The 1836-nt window shown below is 52.5% G+C and carries 2 protein-coding genes; both read left to right on the forward strand.

Annotated features, from left to right (window positions below; translation table 11 throughout):
• Positions 1-69: 69 nt before the first annotated feature.
• On the forward strand, positions 70-369 hold the full coding sequence (locus Hfont_RS14955; protein WP_241523151.1) for a hypothetical protein: 300 nt from the start codon (positions 70-72) through the stop codon (positions 367-369).
• 72 nt (positions 370-441) lie between these two features.
• On the forward strand, positions 442-1749 hold the full coding sequence (locus Hfont_RS14960; protein WP_112993229.1) for a TolC family protein: 1308 nt from the start codon (positions 442-444) through the stop codon (positions 1747-1749).
• The last annotated feature ends 87 nt before the right edge of the window (positions 1750-1836 follow it).

The raw sequence follows: 1836 nt of genomic DNA on the forward strand, positions 1-1836 counted from the left end.
TCCTTTTCATCTTTTTGCCGCTTAATTGCTTGCTTCCTGGTCATGACCGTTCTGACCTCAGGAATAGCAATGGCTGCCTACGTCTGTCCGCAGACAACGGCTCCTGTGCAAGAGATGGCAATGGGTGACATGCCTTGTGCAGGGATGGATATCGAGAAGCCGGTTCATTGCGCTTCCCAACAATCCGGCACGCAGTTGGCACTTGAACATTTGGCCGCCGCACCATCGCTGGCACCAACTATCGTTTCATTCATCATGCCGGCACCTTTGCCGGTTGTTCCTACCGTTCGGGCTTCAGCCTGGACAGACGCTCCTCTGGAATTAGGCGTAGACCCGCCTTATCTCCGAACGCAACGACTCCGCATTTGATTTAACCCCCCAGTTGTTTCGCTGACCGGCATTGTGCCGTGGTCGGCGTTCGTCTTTTCTACCGGGGGTTATATGTTTTTGCGTATCCACGCGCTACTGAATCATCAGTCGCGCACGCTCTGCCGAATCAGCGTATTACTGGCGCTGGCTTTTGGCACATCTTTTGTTCACGCCCAATCGAACGGCCTCACATTAAACGAAGCATTGCAGCTTTCATTGCAACGATCGTCGCTGACCAAAGCCGCGAATGCATCTGTATTGGCCAGCCGCGAATCAGCCGCGAAAGCCGACCAGTTACCTGACCCGATGCTGAAAGTTGGCATCGACAATCTGCCGGTGACGGGTAGCGACCGTTACAGCACCACGAGCGACTTCATGACCATGCGCCGGGTTGGTATCGAACAGCAATGGGTATCTTCGGACAAGCGCATTGCACGGTCCGAACGTGCAATGCGTGCCGTCGAAATGGAAGAAAGTACTTATCTGGAAAGCGTTGCCAAGGTACGCGAAGAAGCAGCCAAGGCATGGGTCAATGTACTTTACGGTCAGCGCACATTGGCATTGGTCAGTGCGATGGAGAAAGAAGCGGAGGAAGACCTGAATGCGATGAATGCTGCACATCGAGGTGCCAAGGCAAACGCTTCGGACGTGATGCAAGCACAATTAACACTCTCGCAAGCGCAAGATGCAACGCGCAAGAACACACAGGATTTGAAGAACGCACGTCTTGCGTTAAGTCGCTGGACCGGTATGCCAGCCGCCACTGTCGCGGACGAGACACCCAAGCTAACTTCACATGTGCCTGGGTTGCCTGTCGAAGAACTCGAAAAATATCATCCTATGCTTTTATCTGCGCGCCGAGCGGTCAATCTCGCAGATGCCGACAGCACGGTAGCGTCTCGTGAAAGTAACCCAGACTGGTCGGTCGAAGCTGCTTACAGCCAGCGTGGCAGCCAATATTCAAACATGGTGTCCTTTGGCATCAGCATCCCTTTGGCCGTTAATCGCGCACAAAAACAGAATCGCGACATCGCTGAAAAATCTGCTTTAGGCACCAAGGCCAGGATGCAATACGAAGAAGCATTGCGTGAACTGCAGACTGAAATCGAGAATCAGTCATCCACTCTGGAAAGTCTTAAAACCCGTATGACGCAACTCAATGCGCAGTTGCTACCGCCTGCATCACAGCAGGTGGAACTGGCAACTGCAGCCTACCGTTCGGGTGCCGGCAGTTTGAGTGCTGTCTTTAATGCGAAAAAAATGTTATTGGAACGACGGCTGCAAATAGCCGAGCTTGAAAGAGAAGCGGCGTTGACTTGGGCGGCGCTTGAATATCACGTGCTTCCACATGACATGGCATCTGCAGGAGAAATGAAATGAAATCGAAATTCGCATTGAAAGCGATAGTCTTGGTATTAGCAGGTGCAGGTCTCGTGTTTGTCGGGTATTGGTTCGGCACGCAAAGAA

The organism is Herminiimonas fonticola (assembly GCF_003293745.1).
Lineage (GTDB): Bacteria > Pseudomonadota > Gammaproteobacteria > Burkholderiales > Burkholderiaceae_D > Oxalicibacterium > Oxalicibacterium fonticola.

Bases quoted from the DNA above. Each gene is read 5' to 3' on its own strand.
- Hfont_RS14960 (WP_112993229.1), top strand. From the start codon at position 442: ATGTTTTTGCGTATCCACGCGCTACTGAATCATCAGTCGCGCACGCTC.
- Hfont_RS14955 (WP_241523151.1), top strand. From the start codon at position 70: ATGGCTGCCTACGTCTGTCCGCAGACAACGGCTCCTGTGCAAGAGATG.